We start from the raw sequence: 22,971 nt of genomic DNA, 5'->3' as shown, positions 1-22,971 counted from the left end.
TGATTGGTTGTTGTTGGTTGAGTGAATGCCAATATTTGAAGCTGGTTTTACAGCGGTGGGATCATAGTGGTTATCATCTTCGGGTTGAATTGAATGTAGAATGGTTGATTTTCAAACTTAAATTGTCCTAATATTGGGCTTTCTGGTGGGAATGTTATTATCCCAGTTTCTTTTTCGTAAGAAAAAGATGCTATAAGGTCATCTGTTAAACCTGGGCCGTTGTTTAATGGGCCATACCCGATAAAGAAAAGCACAATATCCCATCCGATCCAATCGTCTGATTGCACATTGTCACCGGTTACTGTTATTCCTTCTGAATTGATATCGAACATATACCCGGCCTTAAATTCATACCCGGAACTGCCACCGCCAGGTAGAGTAAGGATGATGTTCAGAATTGAGTTTAGAATTATGTTCATCTGTTGGCCACTGATGTTCCGGGTGCCATTTTGTACAACGTTGGCGTTGACAAAGTTTCTGAGTTCTGTAATGGTATCTTCGAGTGCCATATCAAAATCTTATTAATGGATATTTTCCTACGTTTTTCGGTCTGGTTTCACTTCCTCCGGCGTTGATCATTTGTTTAGGAGCATCAGCAACATTAGGCTCCGTGCCGCCCCCGGTTGTATCGTGTCCATCTGGGGTTTTCTTTGCACCTGGAATAGACCTACCCAACAGTCCATAGTTTGTGCCATTGCCATCATTTGTAGGGGTATGGTTGTGCTGGCGGAATTCGTCAAGGGCGAAGCCGCCGGCAGCGTCGTGCAGCCGCGAAAAGTCTATTCCACGCCCAAGATCAAGGTATCGGTCAAATAATCCCCTTTGATCTGGCAGACGCATGGTTGTTGAGCCATTGCCTGATGAAAAGCAGCCACGGTAAACTGGTTGCCCACCCGGGTCGCTGAGCCATGTGGTATCTGAAACTATCGAGGTTCCTAAGGATAATCCAAAATCCCGGAGCCTTGGCATATCAGCACGATTGAACAAACTGCCGTTAAGGACTGCAGTATTGCGCATTACCTTCATGCCTCCGAATATTTCACCCGCGTTGTGGAAATTTCCATGGGCTGAGTAAACTTCCCAGTGATCTACCGCGGCCATCAATACTAGGCGCTCTGAACCGTGCATATACATTTGAGACACATTTCCCGCGCCATCATTAATTACCTGACCAGCCCCTTGGACCGTAAGGGCTTTAATCGCCGTATAGGTTGTAATGATGGGGACGAGCATTCCGGGCCTCAGCAATGCTACATCCGGAAGCGTAAATGTGGCGTTGTCCATCAAACTAAAAACGAACGCCTTTCCGAAATCAGCAACATCGTGAGTGTATGAGCCAGTTATTTGTTTAACGTCTTCAATACCACCCATTCGCCTGCGCAAGTATTCTGTTCTGTTGAAAAGTGCCTTTAATGGGGTATTACTCACTCCAGTTTCACCGCCAAGTACCAAATCACTCGTATCGTAAATATCCGATTCGGTAAATTCATCCAGATCGTCGTATGGTATCATTGGACTTTAATTTTATAGCTTATGTTATAGTTCACTCCGGCAACCTTGTTTACGTCCGGAATGACCTTTCTGTGGCACAAGACACCATCGGCGTTTTTCAGCCCGATTTCACGGATAACCATTGCAGGATCTCCGGCCAGTAATAGTGTGTTGAATTGAACAAACCCATCGAGGTAGTCCACGGTTGTAATATCCTTTTCAAAAGCGCCTGTTATTGTGGTATCGGCTCCTGAAACAGGAGTATTACTTGTACCTACAACAATTTTTGTGTACTCCTGGCCAGAAGCATTTCCGGCAAGTAACCTTTTCGCGTTCAGTAAACCATTTTCAAGTACCATGATAAAATTTTATGCTTCTTCAATAATCACCACATCGCTATCGCCGCTGTGGTCATAGTCTCCGTCATACATACCTTCTCCGTCATATCTGAGGGTACCACTCATCTCAATCAAATCCTCCAGGACAATGGCCGGGTTCGCTATTGCTTCATCCTCGCTGATATCGATCACATCCTCTACCGAAATCGTCAATGAAATACTATCTAACACACATACGGCCCTTTTATATTCCTTCACCATTTGGGTAATGTCTGTGAAAGCATTATCTGAAATCGCCCTGGTGCTATTTGTTATTTCCAAACCGAATTTTGCCCAATGATCGAACCCGGTTTTGATTAACTGTACATCGTCAAAGCCAATACTTTTTAATGCCTCCTTAATCGCCCATTCTGTTCCCTTGTATCTGTGCAACTCAATGGACCTCTTTATGATTTCCCTCTGTTCCTGCTCATTCTGGGCCAGCTTCATCCCTTTGTACCCCAACACATTAAATTGCTCGGCAAGGGCGGGGATCGCACTGCTATCAACCGTATCGATTATATATACCAACAACCTGCCCAAATCAAGATCGGCTACCGTGTCTTTTATTGTTCGGTACCACCCTTGAAATTCGGGTTGATGAGAAATGCTATCTGCCAGGACTTCATTAGCCATCGTTACTTCCGGTTATGGTTACAGAAATGCCGGTACATTTCGGATACGTTTTTTCATCTGCCACAATATCCGAAGCAGGTGAAACGATCGTTGCGTTATATACCTTGTCTTTGATCATGCACAATCCATTGATTTGATTACGCACAACATCCATTCCGAGCCGGTTATTTCGTTCCTGCCGGAACGTTTCAAGGTTTTGGTTTACGATTGATTCCACCTCCGAATTTATCGCGCCGGTGTAGGTTGTGAGTTGAACTTCAATTTCGTATTCCACAACGATTGGCTCATCCACCAAAACAGTATCGTTTTGGGGTCTCACCTTTTCATCATCACAAATTGATAAAATTGAAGCCAGGATTTCAGTGGAGGGAAGAACCCCTCCATCACAAAGGGGATAAATTGTTACCTCACCCGGCTGTGTAGTGATCACCGCAACATCAACAATTGAAGGATGAGCAGATTTTGCGAAAAACTCATACGCCCCACGCGGTCCTGCAACGCTAAAACTGGATGGTGCCAATTTGATACGTTCTCTTAATTGATCATCACTTTCAGAGTTGTTGCCTCCTGAAGTGACCGTAGTGTTCTGCGCCGTGGAAACAAAAGCCACAGGATCCAGAATAATCGAAACCTTTCCCGGCTCATACCCATTTCCAATTACGCCTGCGGTTTGGCATAGGGCGGTAACCACAACCGTGTTTATTCCGATTGGCACATCCACCGCATTATTGGTTGTAAAAACTACAACGCCATCCTCGCTTTGAACTCTCGTTCCTTGTGGTATTTGTATGGGTAAATGTCCGTCTGTTAAGGTGAATTGAATTGTAGTTTCCGCACCGGCTGACGGAAGCCGCTTTACACCTACAAGCTCCCCAAGGTTTTCCAAAGAAGCGCCAACGGAATATTTCACCATGCTTTGCCTGAAAGCCTCGTTCCCGGCAATTGCCTGAAGCTGCATTTCATATACAAATGAATTTGCAATGAGCATTTCTACATCTCCAGGAGCAAGTGGCCGGCCGAGGTTTACTTCCAACCTTTGCTGTATTCTGGTAAGCCTGTTTTGTACGGCTTCCTCAAAAATTGATGGGAGCTGATCTGCCATTATATTTCTATGGTTGAAATTGCGATAATTACATTCTCCGCCTCAGTAGTGTACAGGGCTAGCGTTTGCCTGAAAAGTTCGAAATCCTCATTAAAATCATCGTTGAAACTCCCGGGCATATTTTCTAATTTCCATGAGCCAAACTCTCCAAGTGTATTCTCTGCCCATTGCCTGATTTCCTCCGGGTTGAATAAATCCACATCACTTTCATATTCAGTTCCATCAATAGTAATTGTTACTAAATATTTGAATTCTATAGGAAGCCCTGGAATACCGCCATAGAATTTCATAATTTCCAGAAGGCTTATTGAAAGTGATCCACCTTTGTAAGGTGGAGTGATGTACCCAATAATTTTTTCCACCGTTTGGTACCACTGGCCATAATTGCCCCAATTCTCTTTTATCCACAAATACATTTCATTTATTGAGGGGAAACCACTTTCCGGAACTAACGGAAGAATTGGCACCCCATCCAACGTGAGATCAACCAGGTATTGAAAGCCAGACGGATTTTCAGGTATTAAACCCTGCAAGATCAAACGCCTTGGGGAAACGCCAGTGCTTACCCCGCCAGCACCAATTGTAACAGTCAATAAATCTGCTATGGTGCTATCTGTTAATCTGTATCCTACATCGATAAAAAGATGCGAAACTTCAAGACGGTGTTGAAGGCTGGTAATAATCACTCTGGGCTCCCATGTTTGTATCGCATCCAGTATAGCCGCCTTGATCTGGGGGATATTGGTTGCTGGTGCGTCAACATACAAATAAACATTACTTCCGAAAAGGGGGCGTAATGGGTCCGTTCCTTTTGTCGTTCTTATAATGATATCGATAGCCTGACGGATTGCTGCAATACCTTCAGCGATTCCACCGCCACCGGTAGCGCTTAAACTCCAAATAGATGATCGTATCTGTGAAAGTGTAGCCAAAGGATTATCTCCGTTGTTGAACTACAAAAAACGTGGATATGAAATGGATTAATTAGGCAATGTTTAGGCACTCTATGGGATAGCAACGCCCGTTTGACCCGAACCTGTTTGTACTCCTGGATGTTTATGGGTCGCCAAGTCTATAAGTCCCGCTTTAACTGATCCGCCTTTTAATTCGCCGGTGGTTTCTATATTCCCGGTTGCGGAAATAGCTGAACCGCCGGTTGCAGTTATTCCTGCTGCGGAAAGTGCGCCAGCTACCGCCAGCGTTCCTGAAATGGATACGTTCCCGTCAAGGTTTATGACAGGCGCAGCCACCTTGACAGATGCTGAGGCGGAACACTCTATAATAACGGCTTCAAGCTCGGCTTTTGCCGTTGATTTTATAGAAACCGGACCTTTAACATCTGCGGTTAATTTATGCGCCCCTTTTTCGTATTCCAGTACGGTTCCATCTTCGAAAACCTTTCTGAATTTGCCTGCGCCGGCCCCCGGATCTGGAGGCTCTGGTTTACTGTGAATACACCCAATAATAACCCCCTCCTCGCAATGCTCATCCGTGAGGCACACTACATGCTCCTTTACATTCAGCGGCCAACTTTCAAAGTCCTTCATGCTCGTTTTTACAACTATCGGCCACCAGGTGGTTACAATTTCATCTTCCTCAAAATAGACTTTTGCAAATCCTGGCTTTGCTTCGGAAATAATACCTGTTTTAAAGTTTTTCATTACACGGATTTGAATTTTGTGGAATCAATTGTTTTAACGCGTTTAATTGTTGCTGATGTTGTATAAGCGCCGGATCGGTCAATTGTATGGGTAGATTCTATAATATGAAAAATGCCGCTCATGAAACCGAAGCCAGTTAACTCAAAATTTGAACCGCTTACTAAAAGAATGTTTCCTGGCATGTTAACATCTCCCGAAACCGTTTTAGTGTTATTCTTTGAAAGGGCATACTTTGCCTTCGCCTCTGCTTGTTGCCTGTTTTCAGCCTTTACTCTTATTTCCAACGTATCTGAACTTCCCGTTGGATTTTGTTCAGTTGAGGTAAATTCTTGTACCTCCTTATCGTTTGGTTTATTATGGCGTACCCTTGCGGCCTTAAATGTTTTGTTCGTCTGGTCTGTAAGATTTACCGTTATGCTTTTAGATTTTGGTATTGAAAGTACGGAGTTTGAATTCTCAATTTCCAGGTAATGGGTGAAAACCAGCTTATCCCCCCGGATTGAGAAAACGCAGCCGTATTCCGATCCAATCCGGTTTAAGTAGCCAACGGCAGTTTCCCTGTATTGGTTTGAAACCCCCAATGTGATATCTGGCACCACTCCCAACAATGTCAGGCCAGATTCCGCCGCAATTGTATTGGCTATTTCCCGGAGACTTTTATTATGGTGGGCATATGATTTTTTTGTTCTAACCGGAGCCTTAATACCAGCGGCAAGTCCACGAATGGTGAAAATGTCCCCTCCGGTGGAAGAGGATAAAGCCGTTTCGTCAATTTCAAAAACGCCACAATCCAGTTGCCGGTTATTCTCCCTTATGAAAGCCTGAATTGTATCACCCTTTTTAGGGTACCAATCATTCTGCCATCGCCCGTCAGTATCTTCAACAGAAATTTCAATAGTATCACTTTCCCCGGCAACTTTATCAGTATATGATATCCCTAAAACCTGTTCAGAAATATCCATGCTTATATCTCGCTGGTTGTAAATTATCGAATATTCTGGCTTAGGTAGATTCATTGATTATCTTTTCCAGGGTGGCAAACTTTCCTTTTCCGTTTGTACGGTACCGCTTGGGATTACCGGTAATTGCAAAAGAAGCCCATCTAATAAAATACTTTCAATTGGCAATTCCGGGTTGCTCCTAATGATCAATCCAATTGCGTTCTCCCTCCTCCCATCTTCTAGTGTCACATCAGCAACTGTGCCGTAGGCTTTAAATGCGATCAAATCCCACCTGTCGCCTGGCTTTGTTATATACTCGATTGTGGTCATTTTCTTGTGATTGAGGATTGGCGTATTGTGTTTGCTGCAGAATCAAGCGCGCGAACTGCCGATTGTAACGTGGTATTTCCGGTTTTAACTCCAGTGATGTCTGGAGTGAATAAGCCACTCCCATATCCACCTGCGTTGGCATGAACAATGGCCTTCAGCGAATCTGCTCTGTTCTTTACGTTTGTAGCCGTTCCACGGATATTTGTATTATTGAAAAGGCAGCTTCCGGAGTTGTTTGTCGCGTCAACCAACATTTGGGCGCTGTTCGAGATTATTTTCAAATGGGACATCAATTTGCTGTTTAATGCTGGGTTGTTGGTGTACTGTCTGGAGATTGTATCAACCCTGCCAGAGTTTGCCTTAATTACGCTTATAATATCAATCGACTGTTTGCTGCAAGTCGAGGGATTAATCCTATTGCTTTTGGATGGTGTTTTTTTGTTGCCAACTGCAAGTGCGTCCTTTTTAGCTTGCTGCTGCTGCTGGTCGCGTTTGTCGTCAACAACATTTTCTTTTAATGAAATATTAACCAAGGAAGAAATGGTATTGCCTGTATCGTCCATCTGAGCCTTACTTATACCAATTGAAGCAATTATGAATTCGCCTTCAACCGCTCCATTTCCCCACAACAAAGGGAGAATTTCAAACGAATCTTTTGATGCCCGTAATTTTTTTATTTCGGCTTCAACATTGCAATATTCCTGGTGCAAGAAAAGAGAAATCGCAATCGTGCGCAAGCCGGTTGCCCCCTGTTGCAGTCTCGCCTTTCTGCCAATTAGAGGGTGTTCAACAATAATCGCCTCCTCATCTTCCGAATAGGAATTGAATGTAAACGCCCCTTTGTATTCCGTTGTACCTAACTGTGCAAAAAACATAAAATCTTTTTATGAAAATGAAGTTCGGGCCTGCTGTCTCTGTTTTTCATTCCACCATTTTTCCATTTGATTTTTTATACTGGATGCAACCATTTCCCCGTCTGCCTGAGAAGCGCTACCGCTTAAATTAATTGTCAAATTGAATACAGCACCGCCACTCGATCCTCCTACGCCTGCAACAACCGGCATAGGCCGTGACATTTGCCCAAATAGCGCTCCGGTCACTTTGCTGAAGGCCGTTAATAGAGGTTTAGGGGTTATACTTTGGGCGATAGTCTCAACAAGACGAATCCGATGAATATCTTTTAGCGGACCCTCTTTGGCAGGGGAGAAGGGCAGGAATTTCCTGATTTTTCCAACTATATTTTTGATCATTTCTACTGGTTTCATCGCCAATGCCTTCATGCCGTTCCAAATAGAATTCACAATATTTTTCCCCGCATCGAAAAACATTTTACCCAGTCCTTTTATCCAGTTCCAAACACCGGTAAAAACCGCTTTTACATTGTTCCACACTCGAACGAACATTGGTCCGATCTTATCCCAATGTTTTATGATTAACCCGTGTGGTGTATAATTAAGGAACATTTGTTTCGCCCAATTCCAGAACCTTGAGAATGACTGTTTTACACTTTCCCAAAGCCTGCCGAAAAAGGCCTTGATCTTATCCCAATTCTTAATGATGAAATACACCGCTGCCCCCAGCGCAACCGCTGCCGCAATGTACCAGGTTATAGGGCTGGCAAGGAGGGTAGTACCAAATTTAAGAATAGCGGATCCCGCGGCCTGTAAAGCTGGGATGATTGTGAATTTTAATCCGTATTGAAGGGCGAACATGGCGAACCGTGCGGCTTGGAAACCTCGTACCGCAAGCGCCGCGGCTTTACCTCCGAAAGTAATGGCCATGCTGAAGCCGCGCATAAACATACTTCCCAATCTCAAAGCCGTTGAAAATCCTGAAAGCACAAATCCAATAACTTTCATAACAGCCCCAAATCCAAGAAGGGCGATTGCAACGGCTGAGGCGGTCATCATTATTTGGCGGGAAAGTTTAGGGTTCGCGTCAATCCATTTTTGAATCCTTTCAAGTACAGGTCCAATTCTTTTAAACAGTTCGTTTACAGGAGGAATTAGGATTTTCCCAAGCGAAGCAGCGACCATACGAGCGCCGTCCACTGTCGTTGAGAACTGACCATACAAACTTTTACTTTGCGCATCAATACCTCCGGCAAAATTTACATTGCCAACTTTTTTTAGGTACTGCTCGATTGCAGCCGATTCTTTACGAACTGTTGTTTTTACTCCTTGGAATGTGAATGTTACGAATTTCCCTTGGCTGCTGGCTTTAATACCGAATTCTTTTAACCTTTCGAATTCGCCGGTAGCTGCATCGGCTACTGCCTCAACCATATCGTTAAGGGATTTTCCCATTGCCGAAGCTGTATTTCCGTAGGCATTAAGCGCTTCCATGGACGGATCAAGGCCCATGTTTTTCAACTTAATGAACCCGGTCATTACTTCTTGAAGTCCGTATGGAGTAGCGGCAGCGAATTTATTGATAATTCCAAAAGCTCGGTTTGCCTCCTCCTCGCTTCCTTTGAATGATGTGCGAAGGGCAATTTGCATCCGCTCAACATCGGCGGCCGCCTTCAGTGTACCAAGCAGACCGGCAGACATGGCAGCGCCAGCAACTAGGCTTTTATCGCCCATGTCGCTCATGGTCTTACCTGCCCGTTCCAAACTTTTCGCTCTCCTTTCCGCGTTCGCCATTGCCCGGCCGATCACTGCTGAGGCACGGTCGGTTGCAGAAAGTATAAGCGCTATTTTTAAACTCTTATCCACCTAATACGCTGATTTCATTTGATTGGCCTTCTCTTTTTCCATTTTCACCGCCTCATTGTGATATTCGTGTATTTGAGATGTAAGCCACTCCTCCACCTCCAGCGGGCTAATGCCGTAATACTTTGCTACGTACGCAATGGCATCACGGCCAACTAAAAATTTAGATCGCCAACCATGGCCATAATTGTGGCAAAATCTTTCATGTATAGTTCTTCATAAAACTCCATGGTTTCGTTTTTCCCGTTTACCGTTGTGGCGATCGTCATTGCTGCCATTTGATATTTTTCAGCATCGCCATTGGTAAACCGGGTAATCATTTTTGAATCTTTACCCCGCAATTGCCGAACTACAACATCAAACCCGGACGCTGGCAGTTTGCATTTTTTCACTTTTGAGCCGTTCTCATAGCTATGAGTTTGGATGCCCATTTCTTCATCTTCCAACGATTCGAAAAAATCGCCGTTTTCGTTGGGCGTTGTGGGATAGATTTTCATTTGTTCTGCGATTTTAACGTCCTCGTTCGTGATGTTTTCTTGTTCCATTATTGGTTTTTTTGTTATTTAAAAGAAAGGCTGGCCGAATCAACAGCCAGCCCGATTTAACCATCCAACCCAACCAAAGTCCTCACCGATTAAAAGCCAAGGTTCTTTTTGTATTCTTTCAATTGGTCCTTGTCTTTCACGAAGAAAGTATTGGCAAAAGCGTCAATCTCCAGGTACTTTACACCGCCGATTTCAAGGCGATAATAGGAGCAACTGTATTCGCTCTCTTGCTCGGGATTGTCATTCATTTTTAAGGTAATGGCCGGTAGCACATCCTTAAACCGAATGGTGAGGTATGCAACGACCGCTGTTTCACTCGTTCTGCCGGTAGTATCATATACCTCCAGGTTACCCCGGACCTGAATTTGTTTTGTATTGAAAGGGCTGCCGAACTCTTCAATCAATTCCCCATAAACGGCATTCCATTTCATCTTGCCGGTCATTTTCTCAAACCCACTTGGTACTTCCACATCCATGATCAACCCAAGGGCTTTCACATCAACGATTTTTGCTTTTACGGCTGGAAGTTGTATTTCTTCTACCTTACCCAAAAGGCTGTTACCGTTGCTGTAAACGTTGGCGTTTGATAACCGATTGATATTTATTCCTGCCATTTTTATTAGTTGAATTGATTAAGCAAACTGATATCTAATACATCCCGGTACGTGATACGCTCCAGCGGCGGCGGCACCATGTAAACCCTTTCGAAGGTTACTTTACCGGAAGCCAGATCCGAAGCGCTGTTATCTTCGGGATTATAGTTCACACTACTCCCAGGTAAAACTGCTCCCCTTTGAATCTCAGTTCTCAAAAGGGCATTGCCTGCCTCTCTTATCGTGTCGATCATAGCCTGTGAAAGCGGCAAATCCACGAAATTGATAGAAGCCAATTCCATGCTTTCGATCACCATATCATCAGTCCTCCGAATGGCTACGAAATTTTTAACGCTGGTCGAATTGGGGAAGGAAGCGTTTCGGTTGCCCCATGTACGAATACCGGTTCCATAGCCGGCCGCAATTGTTGCGATGCCAACCGCGTTTAACTGGTTCGCTTCGCAATCCGGATCATTGATACTCCATTCAATAATTCTTTCGGAACCAGTTACTCCGGTAATTTCTTTGTTGGATGGAGAAAACCAGTAACCCAAATCATTGTCGGTGCGAATGATCACCCCGGCCATGAATGCAGAATATGGAAATGCGGCATCGGCTTGTGAGTAATCATCAAAGGTTTTCAGGTATGGATAAAGCAAATACGCTCTTTCATCCGAGGTGTTGAAAACCAAGCCGCCCGATGGTCCGCGCCCGGCAATCGCTCCGGCAATCGTGGTTCCAAAAGGCGCATCGAGAAGGTAAATTCCCCTGTTTTTCTGGGCTGCAGTTGAAAAAGCGGTTGAGATAGCCGAAAGGCTGCTGTAATTCGGCGAAATGAACACCTTTGCTTTAAAGCCGAAGGTATTATAGGCCAGGTCGAACAAAGCCAGACCGGTCCTTACATTACTGCCATCAACGCCGCCAATGAGCTGAGTGGGGGTAACCGTTTCCGCATCCAATTTTTTGTAGGAGAATTTGTAGACAGTTGCGTTTTCAATTTCGCTGCTGATTGCCTGGAAGTTGCCGAATTCATCCAATGTATAATCGGTTCCTAACACTATGGGTGCATCGGTGGTGCCGTCCACCAGCTTTATTGTAACGGCCCCGATTGGGGGGTGCGCAAGTTTAAGGCGACCGGCAACAACTGTTTGCTCCTCCGCTGTAACTTGCTCGGTGTTGGCTGTGGTATCAAAGGTATTAACCACCAATACCGGCGCACTACCGGCTATGGATCGAATGATTTGTAAGGCCTTGGGTATATTGAACCCCGGCAGCGCTTTCCCGAATTGGGCATCATCCCTTTGATTGGAACACAAAACAAGTTGGTTCTTGGCTCCAATGGGAGCAATGCCAAGCAATGCCACAACCGAAGATTTAACTACTCTTATTGTCTGGCCGCCAACCTCAACTTCAATGGTTTCAACCCCATGTAAAAAATCTGCTGCCATTATTTATCTTTTTTCGGTGATTGCTTTTTGTTTTCCCGATACTCCGGGGGCTTGATCTACCAATAGGCCGGTAGCAATGAGGCTTTTAACAACCGGGTGATCCTCGTTCAACATATAGGACTTTCCAGGGGATAGTCTTAAATCTTCGTGAACTATTCTACCTTCTTTTTTCACTTCAATGGTGGAATTATGTTGCTGCTGGCCTATGTATTTAAAATTTTTCATCTTGATTTATTCAGGGTGTACGAGTTCTTTGAATGATGGAACGATTATGGGATCTGATTCTTCCTTTTGAACCAATATTGTATCACACTCGAATTCATAGACATGAACCCATGCTTCCCCGTTTTCCGATTGGGTCACATTGTCTTTCTTCAGGTAAAGCCGCTGACAGTTTGATGGTTTGAATCCTACAATTGATTGTTCAACGATATCTCGAACGGCATTCATTCCGTTTTCCCCGTAAAGCGTTCGCGCAATACATTCAACGGCAAATGTTACTTTCCTGCGCTGGGCTATTGTATTTGTAGTTAAGGGAGGTTCGGAAATACTTCCTGTATATGCAACATAAACAACGGGGTTGGCAACACCTCTAAGAACCTCTCCCGGACTATCCGGCAAATCCCTTGCAACAAAGCTCGTACCCGCCCCGGTGAAATCACTTTGGAGCTTTTGAACGATGCTTTGTTGTGAGGGATATAAGTTCATATTTGTTCTTCGAGGTTGATAATGATGGTTTTCCCATCATACTTTTTACTCCCGTTTTTAAGTGTGACGAACGTTCTACCGTTTATCACCACCGTTTCCGGATTGTTGTTCCTTACACTTTCCAATAGGCCAGGAAATTCGCCCTCCAAATATTCCATCCACGGTTGAAAGGTTTCAAAATCCTGTTCGGAAATTTCCTGTTTACGTGTCGGCTCGTTATAAAGCACACTTCCCGTAATCTCATCCCCACCAGTCAGCGGCATCCATTGGGCCATATACCCCATTGTTTTGGTTATGGCTTTTTGTGCCGTACGATGCATGCTGTCGAAAATATTCATACGGTATGCGCCTACTATTGCCTTAAAATAATGACACCGGAAGCCGCACCGCTGGCTGCCACTGCCCAGGCATATCCGGCAAGAGTGTTTGATGTAGCTGTTTTGGTGAATACCTTGTTGGTATCATCCCAATACAATTTATCACCTGTGGCCCAAGCCGCGCCACCGGCTTTCGGAACCGTGTAAGCTCCTTCCAGATCAATGACCGCTGTTTCTCCCTCAGCATATTTGCTGTGGCTGATACCTACCATGCCGCCAACCAGTAACGGCTGACCGCTTGTAAGCCCGCCTGAAGGAGCAACAATTTCAACGGTGTTTCCTGGTGCTACTGCGTTATTCATACTTCCTTTATTTATCCCCGTTTTAGGGGGTAGTGACTTTTATTGGTTTACTGAATGTGGTTACGCCCCGGCGTTTTTATACAATCCTCTCCAGTCAATCGCTTTAGCGCCGAATACGCTACGGATTTTGTATTGGAACGCATCCTTTTCAAAACTGTACTTGCTTTCGGTGTACAGCTCTTCTCCATCGATGGTGGCGTACTCGATAGTATCGATGGAACGGGGGTCAGCGGCCAAAAACCACTGCTTGCCTGTAATGCGCGCATCAACAATTGCAGTGAGCATACCGGCCCATACGTTGATATCGCTGGATTTAGCGGATACATAATTCGCTGAAGTGTATTGCAGCGCCAACGCTTCATTTTCCGGTCCAACAATCAAATATTTTGGGGCGATGTTCAGGTTACTTCCACCTGGTGCAGTTTGTTTGCGCATCAGTTCCCGGCCCACACCCAGGGATGCTACGGAGATTGCTGTTCCGGATGAGGTAAGGTTGCCGTGACCTGCAACAAAAAGTTCGGCGCTGTCAGACATCAGGTGAGACGCGGTGAGAATGCCGTAGATTCCATCGGCCTGCATTTGAGCAACAGCGGCAGCGGCCTTTTGTGGTAGCCTGCTGAAGGCGTTCAAATCATCGTTCATAACGGCTTCCCAGTCAATGTTGATGATTTTTCCAAACTTGCCTACTTTGTACTTTTCTCCGGAATCGCCAACTGTGGCGTAGGAATATTCTCCGCCCTCCTTGACCTGGCTCAATTTGAAATCATTGAGTTGAGAACGTAACATTTCCCGGAAGTCAGTTGCAGGAGTTTTCCTTGTCCATGGAACAAATGATTTCTCCTGCAATTGATAATCGGCCCGGAGGCTTTTATTCATTACATTGGCCAGGATGTTGGGGAAATCGGCAGATGACTGACCTCCCGCACCCCGGGAGTGCATTTTTAGCGCTTCGGAGGCGATCTCCATGTGGCTCATACCCCGTACACTATGACCCGCGAGGATCAAGCATTCTTTTGCGGTATCAATCAGGCTCATTCCCCGGAATTCGCCGGGATCACCCGCTTTCACTCGCTCGGTATCTTCGAACCCGGAACGAATTAACAGGTTTGCAACCATGCCGCGAGCCTTTTTGTCCGCTTCATCTTCTCCGGGTTTGAACCCGGTGTGAAGGGAAGGGGCTGCCGTATTGGATTTGGCTTTCTCATCAATAATGGCTGCCCTGGCATTGTCCAAGGAAACACCATCTTCCACAAGCTTTTCACCAAACTCAACAGGCAGGCCCAAGGTTCTCACGGCTTTATGAATTTCTGAAATACGGGTACGTTCTTCTTTCACCGCTTTTTCCCCCACCTCTTTTGTGTTTGCAGGAAGGGTATCCGATTTTTTGGCAAGAATTGCCGCACGGCACTCCTCGATACTCATTTCGCCGTCAAGCAGCTCCTGAGCGTATTCATCACTGAGATCCGCGGCGCGACATGCTTTAAAAATTTCAGCACTGCGTTTCCGTTCTGCGGTGAGTGCAGCTTTTGTTTCTGACATTTTACTTGCTTTTACGTTTGTAATTTTTATTTCATTTACATTTTCTTCCGCTGCCCTGGTTCCGCTGTTCATATCGGCCTGCATTGGTAAGAATGAAATTTCATGAGGTTCCCAGTCAGTAGCACGTAACTCCGGCAGTTTATTTTCTTCGCCGTCCGTTACTTCAGCCTCGTGAATGATATAACCAACGGAAACATTACGAATGATGCCATCTTTAATCTTTTCAACCTTTTCCTTGTCCCCCTCAGTTTTGGAGAATCGAATAAGCGCTCTGCATTCCCGTGTGCTTTCGTCAACCCAGGCACGTTCAACAACTGCGAATTGGGAGTCCATGCTCCATGTATTGTGAGAATCTACAACGGGGCCGCCTTGATTCAACCTTTGGAGCTGTACGCTACGTTTGGAGCAATCCAGAATTTCAATAAAACTTTCACCCCATTTGCTGCGCTTAACAGGGGTTTCCGTTGCGAATACAACCTCAATCGTATTGTCCGCTTCATTATAGGTGCTTGGCTGGAACAACCCTCGCCCCTGCATCTTTGGTAGCCCTTGTGAAACTCTTTGTTGTAAAGACATTGATCCGACTGGTATTAATAGATTCAAAAGTATTGTTACGTGAAATTGATTAGTAGGCAAGATTTCGGCACGTTATAGGCACGAAACAAAAAAGCCCCTTACGGGGCTGCATTATTTTTGATCTTCCTCCATTAACTGATCTGGCTTTTCCAGTGGCCTGTTTGAATCGAATCTGGGATCAATAGTTGGTGCAAGTCCTAATTTGTCCCACATTTCTTTATCATTTTTTATTTCTTCCAACAACTCGTCTGGGACGTAACCAAACTCTTTTACAACATCGGTCCAACTTGCCAAACCGGCCCTTAGTTTTTCTTTTATGGCCTGAATTTCCTTATAAGGATCAATCATTTGTTTACGGGGTGCAGTCCAGGAAACACGAACTTTCCCCTCAAAGGAAATAATGCCTTTAAGTCTGCACGCTTCCAAAAACCAGGGAAAGATTTTGTTACAAAACCGCGGGATCATCAAATTGTACTGAAGGTGTTCCACTTGTCCCTGAAACTCCATTCGCCCCATCCTTCCGCTACTAAAATTTACATTGCTGTAATCGTTGGTTAGGCCTTCGTATGATGTGCCAAAACCAGCGGAAACTGAACGAAGGTTGTTTTTTACAAACCCCTCGCCGCCTTCAACGTTAGGAGGCTGTGCCGTTTGGATTTGCTGGCCAGGGGTAAGATGAGCGATCATTCCCGGTTGGATCTTGGTTAACCGGTCCTTATTCGGGCTGGCAGCCGGTGAGCCGTCATTGATAGCATCTTCAGTAATGAACACTGAAAATGATGCCGCAATCTTCATCCTTACAAGCTCAGCATATTCAAAATCTCCCAGATCCTTCAGTTTGCCCATTACCGAGGAACTGAAAGGAACACCACGTATTTGTCCGGGCCGCTCAACCTCATAAACGTGAACAATATCTTTTGCTGGAACAAATTCCGAATCCAACCCGAATTCGTTGGGGTGGCTTTTGTAAATCCAATACCCTAACCTGGTTCCGTCTCGGTGAATTTTGATGCCATAAAAAAGCATGGTATCATCGCTTTGCCACGTACCATCATGTTTGCTTCCATCAATAAAATCGCCTTCAAGAATTTGAAGTTTAAGCGGAATCTCTTGTTTGCTATTACCGTAAACCCTGCGAATAATGCACTCGCCACTTTCAACAACCGTTTTCATTACGAGGCTTTGAATTCCGTAAAAGGTACTCATGCCGTCAAAATCACATTCCGTTACGCTTGCCCAATCTTCCCACGCGGTTTTCAGCTTTTTCAACTGGGACTTGCTAATCCCTTCAGCCCTGGGTGTGGGGATTATTCCTGTACCAACAACGTTGTTTTTTATCATTCGTACGCCCTGAATCGCATACCCATTATTACGGCAGAGATCACGGCTTCGGTTCCTTAGCATAGCCAAGGCGCTAAGAATTTCAGTGTTCACGCTGACTTCACCAGAAAACCATTCATTATTTAATCTGCTTTTACTGGCGGCATCATATCTCCGGCGCTCGGCCTCTTCAAACTCCGACAAATGCCTTTCAGCAACTGTCATTTGCGCCCTGGCTTTCAAGCGGGAAAGCCCCGCTGCGGGATTTACAAATGATACGAACTTATCAACAAAATTTCTTTTCATTTTTCACAATTGCCATTATTTAATCCGGTTGAAAACTGAGCAAACGAAAAGTGAATCCCGGTTTTTTTTGTACCAAGTTCTTTCTCCATCAGGTCACGAAGGCGCAACATTTCATTAAGAGTCCGGTATTCGACTTCTTTGTCAGCATATTTTACCCGCATTGCCCCCTGCGAGATGGCTTCATTTAGCGCACTGAGCTGATCGGCTGTAAATGCCATACGTATTTTTTTTCGAAGGTATTGGCAATTGACATTATACCGTTTAGGTCTTCTAAAGTTTGCCTATAAGTATTTTTGTGAGAATCCATCAGATCAATACCATATCGAACGGCGGTTCTCCCACGTTTAAAAAAATACCCGATAGTTTTATCACAAACGCCCATGGCATTTTTGTGTATGATGTAAAAGCAAAGGTGTCGTACTCTAGCGGTTGCCTTATTTTTTATCAGTGCTTCATCTTCCAGTTCAAAATATTGGCACGCCGATTTCATCACGCATTGAATTATCTCCCGATTGTTGGGAGCTATCAATATCGCTTTTGGCTTTTTCATTGTCTGCATACTCTATGTTTAAAAATTTCGTAATCTTTCGTCTTGATCGTCCCAAAAACCTCCTGCCTGTGGTTCGGGTTCGGGCTTTTGGGGTATTGGTTGAACCTTCTCCGGCTCATACTGGCTGGCTTCCTCTAACCATCGTTCGGGTGTCCAACGATCCATGCCAACAATAGCGGCCGCGCCGCGCGCATATACCCGGCAATCAAGTGGCTCGTTTCGTTTATACTTCTTCACCCATTGGTATTGAGAAAATCCACGGTTATTTTCAACAACCTGTTCCTCTTCGGCCGTAAGCCCACGGAAATAAGTGTATTCTCTTTTGGGAAAGTGGCAATAGCCTTCAGGCACAACACCACCTTCTGGGTTGTCGGGATCATTGCTTATCCGGAGTTTGAGAAAGCCATAGATTTCAGACTTTATAAGGCTTACACCAAGCCGGTAAACTTTTACTTTGCCGGCCACCTGGCCACCTTTCAAAACATCAACCGCTTTGGGGGCGCTGAACATCATTTTCAATCGTTCATCCCCTTTTATTGGAACCACTTTTGAAAGGCTATGCTGCTGAACAAACTGATAAACTCTTTGGGTATTATAGCCGGTATCCACCGCCATTAACCGCAATGGCATTACTACATTATCTCCTTGGCGTACCCATGTTCTATTTACGATTTGGGATAACTCTCTCCATACTTCATCCTGAGAAGTGTCGCCGATAATCTGAAAATATTCTATGCTTTGGGAGGTTTTCCCCTTTATCCATCCGACAATCTCACCTTCTAACCTGTCCTTTTGAACATCCACTCCCGCCGTAATAAAAGCAACGGAAGCCCAGGGGCTATTTTCCGGATAATCTTCTGCTCGCTCATACAAAGCTTCATGATCAATTTTTTCTCCATGCTCTGGTTCGTAACATTCGCCAAGCTTGGTGTTGACAAACGTAATTTGCTTTGGTACATCATTTCTGCTTTCTTCATAATCCAAGGCCATTTCACTCCACGAGTACATTCCATAGGGTGAATACATTGCGCTTATGTGATATCCAAAGGTGAACCCATCCTCTTTGTCTGGAAATTTAGGAACCCACTTGCCTCGGCTGAGCATTGCGGTTTTGTGGTATTCCTCAATAAGCGTTTTGCATTTCGAACATTCGTACTTCGCATCTGTGTACTTACCAGGAGTATAACGTAACTGTTCAAATTCAAGAACCTGAAAATACCCGCACGATGGGCAGGGTACATTGTAATAGCGTTGGCCCGTTTTCTGAAATTCGTTGTCGATCTGGCTGGTTCCCTTCAATTTTGGAGAACTGGTAAGGTAAATTTTACGCCTGCTTCCGAATGTAGCGGTCCGCGTTTTAGCCAAGTCAACAACGGAACCCTCGTTACCCACGCTGATCGGGTACCGGTCGATTTCATCCCCATATATGTTTCGCGCGGCATAAGAAGAAAGCCCTACGGGTGAGTTTGCCCCGATCATTTTAAGAAAACCACCTGCAAATTGTTTGTTCAATATTGTATTTCCACCATCCTTTGATTTGCTCTCAGAGACTTTTACCCTCAAATCTGGTATGCCCTTGATCATGGGTTCGATTCTGAGTTTGGAAGTATCTTTCATCATGGTATCTGTGGGCATGATAAATATGAATGGGGCAGGAGCAAGATCAATACAATAGCCAACCCAATTATTACCGGCTTCAGTAAACCCGAGTTGCGATCCTTTTTTTACAATAATTCGTTGTGCGGGGTCCGTAACGGAAAGTTTATCCATTATCTCCCGGAGGTATGGGGTCCTTTCGACTTTGTATTTACCTGCTTCGGCGGAGGTTTGTGGCAAAATGCCTTTTGCGTCAGCCCATTCGGATACCGTCATGGATGGATCGGGCCTTATGGCATCCAAAAATCCGCTAATTAAAGAAAGGTCAATATCGGTAACAGCTTCGAACATCAGATAATCTCCTGTTTTAGGTTACTGAACTCCAAGAGAATTTCATTGAGCGCCGCGGTTAAAATGGATATACCCTCTACCTCAGTTGGCGCATGTTGAATATTCCTAACAACTCTTTGCGGTACATTCATAATTGCTTTTTTCAGTTCCGATCCGACTGCATAAAACGCCTGGTTTGCTTTGTCTTTCGAGATTAATAAACCTGCCTGTTGTTGAAGTTTCATTTTGCTACTGGCAAGGTTCACCACCTCCTGATACTTCACGGCCGCTTCCATACCCATATCAGCCCGGACCGATATTTTATTCAGCAAGTCCTTTATGCTAGTTCCTTCCTCATTTCCGAGTTCATTCAACAGCGCTTGCGCTTCTTCTTCTTCTTCATATTTTTCGGAAACTGGAACTACCTGCTCCCTTGCAACTACCGGCTTAACCGTACCCCCCCGTTTCCCGGCCTTCGTAATTTTTTCGGCAACCTTTACCCGGCTTACTCCAGGTTTTGCTTTCACAACTCCCTGTTGAATGGCCCAGGTGGTTTTTCGCGCCAATTCCGGAATGATTTTTCCAGTGGCAGGATTTACACCGTTTCCCAGCTTCCCAGCTTTAACCGCCTTCCGCACTGCACCTTCTGATACGCCCAACTCGGTTGCGAATGCCCGGATAGATATTTCTCCGCTTTGTTTTCCCATTAACAGACGCAGTTTTGAACCGCCTGGCGGCACCCCAAACAATGATCCTCCTGAAAGCAATTTCCAAACAGGCCTTTCGAAATTCCTTTATACGTTCCCCACCTCCCCGAGCAAGTGGGGCAACGCTGATCCCGCCGGTCATCCCTTTTTTCCAACTCCTTTTCCAACTCAGCCGTTGGTACGGCACTTAAATCTTGATTCATCTTTATGGGTTTAATATTGCGTACAGTGCGTACCAACTCTGTTTTTTGCGTACTTGAATTTTTTCTATGTGTGATGATATTTTGCGGCTCGGCGTAACCGCATTGTAAAGTGCTGAGGGAGAACCTATTACGCCCACCTCCTGCAGTCAATGCCTATGGCCCCACCCGGTTAAGGAGTACGCGAACGTTGCGCTCCACGCTTGCCGGGAACACATTGTTAACCCTTCTTGCTATTCTTTGAATGGATTGTCTGTTGATCACAGCCGCATGCACTGTTACCGAGATGAGGGGCTTTATGGGTGTGTCACTTCCTGACTTCTTGACCCGCTTGTTACGAGTAACGAAACCGTAGGCACTGCCTGTACGGTATTCACCCCTTGCAAATACCCTGGGTTTCGCTCCTGGGATGAGGAAGGCATATGGTACTACCTCCCGTTTACCTTTAAGGACAGCCACAGATACCCCCTTACCGGGATTATTCTTCGCCCGCTTTCGCGTTCGCTCCCTTTGTTCCCCTCTCTTGGATATGGAAAGTGTCCTCGTGCCTGTTTCAAATTTAGGGGAGAACGCATCCATTGGGATGGGCTTTGAACTCGCGTATATCTTCCCTATTAAACTGAAAGAATTGGCTTTAAAAACGTTGATCCCGCCAATGTAGCGTTGAGGTATGTTGTACAGTGATTTGACTGAATTACGGGCCTCTGTACGGCCTTGAAGAATGGATTCGTTGATTGCCCTGGATACTGCCGTATTGAACTGGCGTTCCGTTAGCCGGCTACGGATCGAACCGAGTTTTTTAACTGCGTCTTTTGTGGAAATTGAAATCATCGTGATGCTGTTTTATGAACAGCTCACGGTAATGTGGGAATTGCGGAAGTAAAGGTAAGGGGGTACGGATTGATTATGAAGCTAAAAATTTTAGGCTTAGAAAACAAAATGCAAATCTCCGTTTTCATCCATTAAAACATCGTATGTTATTGGGGTTATGGCAAACTCTGAATTGTCCGGATTGTCAACCATGCCGGATATTTTAACCGATCGATCCGGAAAGAATAATTTTATCTTTTCACCAATCTCTGCTTGCTTCTTTGAATTGTTTTCGCTTTCCTCCTCCATTTTCTGTAAATCCAATACGGCCTCCATGTACTTGTCTGCATCACTATGCTTTATGTTTTTGACATTTTTCGCAGCCAATTTTAATTCCTCAATTTTTTGAGCCTTAGATTTTCTTTTAGCAGCTAAAATGTCATCCATGTAGCTGATTTTTTTCCATTCGTAAACCAATTCGCTTATTTTTTTCATATTGTAATAGTTTGTTTGGAAATTAAAATACAATCTAAAGAAACTTTGTAAAAAGTTGAAATTTCCACCAAATACCCAATAGGTGGCTCGGCCCGTCCCTCTTCCCAGGCCGCATATCTCTTTACCCCGATTCCCAACTTCTCAGCAACCTGCAATTGCGTCAGTCCGGCCGAGTGCCGTAATTCTTTAAGCCTTTTGGATAGATGCTGTTCAGCATAGTGTTTTTTCATCGGAAGTAGTCTTTTGTGATTTTAGCAGGGATATTGTTGTTGAGAAGCCATTGCGCCTTCCATTCTGGGAAAGATTCTGCGGATCCAATGCTTTCCCATTCTTTCTTCAAAACGTTTACGTTGGACTTTCTGAGTATATAAATAAATGTCACGCTTACGCCAAACCGTTGCACAATTTCGTGTACTGTTAATTCGAATTTTTCAGGGTTATGAAGCGATCTTAGTTTCGCCATCTGCTGGACCAGGTACTTCGTTTTAAGGTCCACCGTTGGCCTCCCCGGCCCTCCCGAGCGGACTGTATTGTCCTTGGTGTATTTCTTCAAATGCTCATGGATGATCTTGAGTTCCGAGAGTACAGCGTTGCGCCTTTGGTCAAGATTGCTCAATTGCGCCAATAGCTCAGACCTCCGGCGTATGAAATTCTCTGGTGTATTATCCATCATTCTTTACAACTTTTCTGGTTGGTGAATTTATTTTCAATAGGAGCGGGGTATCTAAGACGGCAGATTTCACCCATTCGAATTGCGGTTTTAGATTTTGATCGCATCGGTAGTTTGATGAAAACGCTCTTTCGTTACACTGGTGAAACTGATTCTGCATAAGATGAGTGCAGGTAATCTCCGTTGGTGTTTTTTGCTCTTGCCTGTCAATTGTTACTGTAAGATGTCCATGAGCACACCTATATGTGTTTATTTTACCCTTCATGAATCCCTGTTTTCAGTTTCCAGGTTTCCACCCATTTTGAAAAGCCTACTTTATCAAATTCATCTCCTCCGGCTTCCACCCATTCTACCATTAATGGGTGCTTTTCGACCTGCCTTAATCTGTAGATCGCGGATTGGCTAATGTTGAAGTGCTTAGCTATGTCGCGAAGGGACAATAATTTGCCATCTCTTCCATTTTGGATCATTTCGAAAATTCCCACTCGTGTTTTTATGGGAATGATTTGTCGCCCTCTATTTTTCTTAATAATTGAAGCCTTGATTTCAACGATTGCGGATATGATTTCGCGTATTCTCGATTTGTGGGTTTCGAGTTCTTCTTTGAGCTTTTGGATTTCCAACTCTGCCTGTTGTTTTTCTACCAT

The 22,971-nt window shown here is 44.7% G+C and carries 28 protein-coding genes; all 28 read right to left on the bottom strand.

Features of this window, described 5'->3' with window-relative positions; genetic code table 11:
- Positions 1–47: 47 nt before the first annotated feature.
- Entirely contained in the window at positions 48–509 is a 462-nt protein-coding gene (locus M4J38_RS10990) for a hypothetical protein (RefSeq protein WP_251759619.1), read from the bottom strand.
- Between the two features lies 1 nt (position 510).
- Positions 511–1,512, bottom strand: a complete 1,002-nt coding sequence (locus M4J38_RS10985) for a hypothetical protein (protein ID WP_251759618.1) — start codon at positions 1,510–1,512, stop codon at positions 511–513.
- On the bottom strand, positions 1,509–1,850 hold the full coding sequence (locus tag M4J38_RS10980; protein ID WP_251759617.1) for a hypothetical protein: 342 nt from the start codon (positions 1,848–1,850) through the stop codon (positions 1,509–1,511). The genes M4J38_RS10985 and M4J38_RS10980 overlap by 4 nt, the downstream gene beginning before the upstream one ends.
- A 9-nt stretch (positions 1,851–1,859) precedes the next feature.
- Positions 1,860–2,504, bottom strand: coding sequence for a phage tail protein (locus M4J38_RS10975; protein ID WP_251759616.1), 645 nt, complete (start codon positions 2,502–2,504; stop codon positions 1,860–1,862).
- Positions 2,497–3,606 carry a baseplate J/gp47 family protein gene (locus M4J38_RS10970; RefSeq protein WP_251759615.1) on the bottom strand — a complete coding sequence of 370 codons (1,110 nt, stop codon included), beginning with the start codon at positions 3,604–3,606 and terminating at the stop codon, positions 2,497–2,499. Before M4J38_RS10970 ends, M4J38_RS10975 begins: the two co-directional genes overlap by 8 nt.
- Positions 3,606–4,538 (bottom strand): GPW/gp25 family protein, encoded by a 933-nt coding sequence (locus M4J38_RS10965; RefSeq protein ID WP_251759614.1) that lies wholly within the window; start codon positions 4,536–4,538, stop codon positions 3,606–3,608. The genes M4J38_RS10970 and M4J38_RS10965 overlap by 1 nt, the downstream gene beginning before the upstream one ends.
- 72 nt (positions 4,539–4,610) lie before the next feature.
- Positions 4,611–5,267 carry a phage baseplate assembly protein V gene (locus M4J38_RS10960; RefSeq protein ID WP_251759613.1) on the bottom strand — a complete coding sequence of 219 codons (657 nt, stop codon included), beginning with the start codon at positions 5,265–5,267 and terminating at the stop codon, positions 4,611–4,613.
- A complete protein-coding gene (locus tag M4J38_RS10955) occupies positions 5,267–6,283 on the bottom strand; it encodes a phage late control D family protein (protein ID WP_251759612.1) in 1,017 nt (338 codons plus the stop codon). The genes M4J38_RS10960 and M4J38_RS10955 overlap by 1 nt, the downstream gene beginning before the upstream one ends.
- A gap of 3 nt (positions 6,284–6,286) precedes the next feature.
- Entirely contained in the window at positions 6,287–6,538 is a 252-nt protein-coding gene (locus M4J38_RS10950; protein WP_251759610.1) for a tail protein X, read from the bottom strand.
- Complete coding sequence (locus M4J38_RS10945) at positions 6,535–7,413, bottom strand: phage tail protein (RefSeq protein ID WP_251759609.1); 879 nt, start codon at positions 7,411–7,413, stop codon at positions 6,535–6,537. Before M4J38_RS10945 ends, M4J38_RS10950 begins: the two co-directional genes overlap by 4 nt.
- Before the next feature lie 9 nt (positions 7,414–7,422).
- Complete coding sequence (locus M4J38_RS10940) at positions 7,423–9,255, bottom strand: hypothetical protein (protein WP_251759608.1); 1,833 nt, start codon at positions 9,253–9,255, stop codon at positions 7,423–7,425.
- Positions 9,256–9,407: 152 nt separating this feature from the next.
- Complete coding sequence (locus tag M4J38_RS10935; RefSeq protein WP_251759607.1) at positions 9,408–9,797, bottom strand: hypothetical protein; 390 nt, start codon at positions 9,795–9,797, stop codon at positions 9,408–9,410.
- 89 nt (positions 9,798–9,886) lie between these two features.
- Complete coding sequence (locus M4J38_RS10930) at positions 9,887–10,411, bottom strand: phage major tail tube protein (RefSeq protein WP_251759606.1); 525 nt, start codon at positions 10,409–10,411, stop codon at positions 9,887–9,889.
- A gap of 5 nt (positions 10,412–10,416) precedes the next feature.
- Positions 10,417–11,838, bottom strand: coding sequence for a phage tail sheath subtilisin-like domain-containing protein (locus tag M4J38_RS10925; protein WP_251759604.1), 1,422 nt, complete (start codon positions 11,836–11,838; stop codon positions 10,417–10,419).
- Between the two features lie 3 nt (positions 11,839–11,841).
- Positions 11,842–12,063, bottom strand: coding sequence for a hypothetical protein (locus tag M4J38_RS10920; RefSeq protein WP_251759603.1), 222 nt, complete (start codon positions 12,061–12,063; stop codon positions 11,842–11,844).
- A gap of 6 nt (positions 12,064–12,069) precedes the next feature.
- Entirely contained in the window at positions 12,070–12,546 is a 477-nt protein-coding gene (locus M4J38_RS10915; protein ID WP_251759602.1) for a Gp37 family protein, read from the bottom strand.
- Positions 12,543–12,884 (bottom strand): hypothetical protein, encoded by a 342-nt coding sequence (locus M4J38_RS10910; RefSeq protein WP_251759600.1) that lies wholly within the window; start codon positions 12,882–12,884, stop codon positions 12,543–12,545. Before M4J38_RS10910 ends, M4J38_RS10915 begins: the two co-directional genes overlap by 4 nt.
- Positions 12,885–12,898: 14 nt before the next feature.
- On the bottom strand, positions 12,899–13,225 hold the full coding sequence (locus tag M4J38_RS10905; protein WP_251759599.1) for a DUF2190 family protein: 327 nt from the start codon (positions 13,223–13,225) through the stop codon (positions 12,899–12,901).
- 60 nt (positions 13,226–13,285) lie between these two features.
- The gene (locus M4J38_RS10900) at positions 13,286–15,340 is read right to left on the bottom strand and encodes a Mu-like prophage major head subunit gpT family protein (RefSeq protein ID WP_251759598.1); all 2,055 of its coding nucleotides are present in this window, start codon (positions 15,338–15,340) and stop codon (positions 13,286–13,288) included.
- A 111-nt stretch (positions 15,341–15,451) separates the two neighbouring features.
- Positions 15,452–16,966 carry a phage portal protein gene (locus tag M4J38_RS10895; RefSeq protein WP_251759597.1) on the bottom strand — a complete coding sequence of 505 codons (1,515 nt, stop codon included), beginning with the start codon at positions 16,964–16,966 and terminating at the stop codon, positions 15,452–15,454.
- A complete protein-coding gene (locus tag M4J38_RS10890; protein ID WP_251759596.1) occupies positions 16,963–17,184 on the bottom strand; it encodes a phage head-tail joining protein in 222 nt (73 codons plus the stop codon). The genes M4J38_RS10895 and M4J38_RS10890 overlap by 4 nt, the downstream gene beginning before the upstream one ends.
- Before the next feature lie 350 nt (positions 17,185–17,534).
- Positions 17,535–19,463: a phage terminase large subunit family protein gene (locus M4J38_RS10885; RefSeq protein WP_251759595.1), complete on the bottom strand. Its 1,929-nt coding sequence runs from the start codon at positions 19,461–19,463 to the stop codon at positions 17,535–17,537.
- Positions 19,463–20,149, bottom strand: coding sequence for a hypothetical protein (locus tag M4J38_RS10880; protein ID WP_251759594.1), 687 nt, complete (start codon positions 20,147–20,149; stop codon positions 19,463–19,465). The genes M4J38_RS10885 and M4J38_RS10880 overlap by 1 nt, the downstream gene beginning before the upstream one ends.
- Before the next feature lie 356 nt (positions 20,150–20,505).
- On the bottom strand, positions 20,506–21,180 hold the full coding sequence (locus M4J38_RS10875; RefSeq protein ID WP_251759593.1) for a hypothetical protein: 675 nt from the start codon (positions 21,178–21,180) through the stop codon (positions 20,506–20,508).
- Between the two features lie 96 nt (positions 21,181–21,276).
- On the bottom strand, positions 21,277–21,654 hold the full coding sequence (locus M4J38_RS10870; protein ID WP_251759592.1) for a hypothetical protein: 378 nt from the start codon (positions 21,652–21,654) through the stop codon (positions 21,277–21,279).
- The gene (locus M4J38_RS10865; protein WP_251759591.1) at positions 21,651–21,884 is read right to left on the bottom strand and encodes a helix-turn-helix domain-containing protein; all 234 of its coding nucleotides are present in this window, start codon (positions 21,882–21,884) and stop codon (positions 21,651–21,653) included. Before M4J38_RS10865 ends, M4J38_RS10870 begins: the two co-directional genes overlap by 4 nt.
- Entirely contained in the window at positions 21,881–22,327 is a 447-nt protein-coding gene (locus tag M4J38_RS10860) for a hypothetical protein (RefSeq protein ID WP_251759590.1), read from the bottom strand. Before M4J38_RS10860 ends, M4J38_RS10865 begins: the two co-directional genes overlap by 4 nt.
- A 251-nt stretch (positions 22,328–22,578) precedes the next feature.
- Positions 22,579–22,971: a hypothetical protein gene (locus M4J38_RS10855; protein WP_251759589.1), complete on the bottom strand. Its 393-nt coding sequence runs from the start codon at positions 22,969–22,971 to the stop codon at positions 22,579–22,581.

Origin of the sequence: Parasegetibacter sp. NRK P23 (genome assembly GCF_023721715.1) — a bacterium.
Lineage (GTDB): Bacteria > Bacteroidota > Bacteroidia > Chitinophagales > Chitinophagaceae > Parasegetibacter.
The sequence above is the reverse complement of the archived record's forward strand: the minus strand, read 5'-3'. Positions and strand labels throughout refer to the sequence as shown.

Coding starts and splice junctions, on each gene's coding strand:
- M4J38_RS10990 (WP_251759619.1), bottom strand. CDS start 509: ATGGCACTCGAAGATACCATTACAGAACTCAGAAACTTTGTCAACGCC.
- M4J38_RS10985 (WP_251759618.1), bottom strand. CDS start 1,512: ATGATACCATACGACGATCTGGATGAATTTACCGAATCGGATATTTAC.
- M4J38_RS10980 (WP_251759617.1), bottom strand. CDS start 1,850: ATGGTACTTGAAAATGGTTTACTGAACGCGAAAAGGTTACTTGCCGGA.
- M4J38_RS10975 (WP_251759616.1), bottom strand. CDS start 2,504: ATGGCTAATGAAGTCCTGGCAGATAGCATTTCTCATCAACCCGAATTT.
- M4J38_RS10970 (WP_251759615.1), bottom strand. CDS start 3,606: ATGGCAGATCAGCTCCCATCAATTTTTGAGGAAGCCGTACAAAACAGG.
- M4J38_RS10960 (WP_251759613.1), bottom strand. CDS start 5,267: ATGAAAAACTTTAAAACAGGTATTATTTCCGAAGCAAAGCCAGGATTT.
- M4J38_RS10955 (WP_251759612.1), bottom strand. CDS start 6,283: ATGAATCTACCTAAGCCAGAATATTCGATAATTTACAACCAGCGAGAT.
- M4J38_RS10950 (WP_251759610.1), bottom strand. CDS start 6,538: ATGACCACAATCGAGTATATAACAAAGCCAGGCGACAGGTGGGATTTG.
- M4J38_RS10945 (WP_251759609.1), bottom strand. CDS start 7,413: ATGTTTTTTGCACAGTTAGGTACAACGGAATACAAAGGGGCGTTTACA.
- M4J38_RS10935 (WP_251759607.1), bottom strand. CDS start 9,797: ATGGAACAAGAAAACATCACGAACGAGGACGTTAAAATCGCAGAACAA.
- M4J38_RS10930 (WP_251759606.1), bottom strand. CDS start 10,411: ATGGCAGGAATAAATATCAATCGGTTATCAAACGCCAACGTTTACAGC.
- M4J38_RS10925 (WP_251759604.1), bottom strand. CDS start 11,838: ATGGCAGCAGATTTTTTACATGGGGTTGAAACCATTGAAGTTGAGGTT.
- M4J38_RS10920 (WP_251759603.1), bottom strand. CDS start 12,063: ATGAAAAATTTTAAATACATAGGCCAGCAGCAACATAATTCCACCATT.
- M4J38_RS10915 (WP_251759602.1), bottom strand. CDS start 12,546: ATGAACTTATATCCCTCACAACAAAGCATCGTTCAAAAGCTCCAAAGT.
- M4J38_RS10910 (WP_251759600.1), bottom strand. CDS start 12,884: ATGAATATTTTCGACAGCATGCATCGTACGGCACAAAAAGCCATAACC.
- M4J38_RS10905 (WP_251759599.1), bottom strand. CDS start 13,225: ATGAATAACGCAGTAGCACCAGGAAACACCGTTGAAATTGTTGCTCCT.
- M4J38_RS10900 (WP_251759598.1), bottom strand. CDS start 15,340: ATGTCTTTACAACAAAGAGTTTCACAAGGGCTACCAAAGATGCAGGGG.
- M4J38_RS10895 (WP_251759597.1), bottom strand. CDS start 16,966: ATGAAAAGAAATTTTGTTGATAAGTTCGTATCATTTGTAAATCCCGCA.
- M4J38_RS10890 (WP_251759596.1), bottom strand. CDS start 17,184: ATGGCATTTACAGCCGATCAGCTCAGTGCGCTAAATGAAGCCATCTCG.
- M4J38_RS10885 (WP_251759595.1), bottom strand. CDS start 19,463: ATGTTCGAAGCTGTTACCGATATTGACCTTTCTTTAATTAGCGGATTT.
- M4J38_RS10880 (WP_251759594.1), bottom strand. CDS start 20,149: ATGGGAAAACAAAGCGGAGAAATATCTATCCGGGCATTCGCAACCGAG.
- M4J38_RS10875 (WP_251759593.1), bottom strand. CDS start 21,180: ATGATTTCAATTTCCACAAAAGACGCAGTTAAAAAACTCGGTTCGATC.
- M4J38_RS10870 (WP_251759592.1), bottom strand. CDS start 21,654: ATGAAAAAAATAAGCGAATTGGTTTACGAATGGAAAAAAATCAGCTAC.
- M4J38_RS10865 (WP_251759591.1), bottom strand. CDS start 21,884: ATGAAAAAACACTATGCTGAACAGCATCTATCCAAAAGGCTTAAAGAA.
- M4J38_RS10860 (WP_251759590.1), bottom strand. CDS start 22,327: ATGATGGATAATACACCAGAGAATTTCATACGCCGGAGGTCTGAGCTA.
- M4J38_RS10855 (WP_251759589.1), bottom strand. CDS start 22,971: ATGGTAGAAAAACAACAGGCAGAGTTGGAAATCCAAAAGCTCAAAGAA.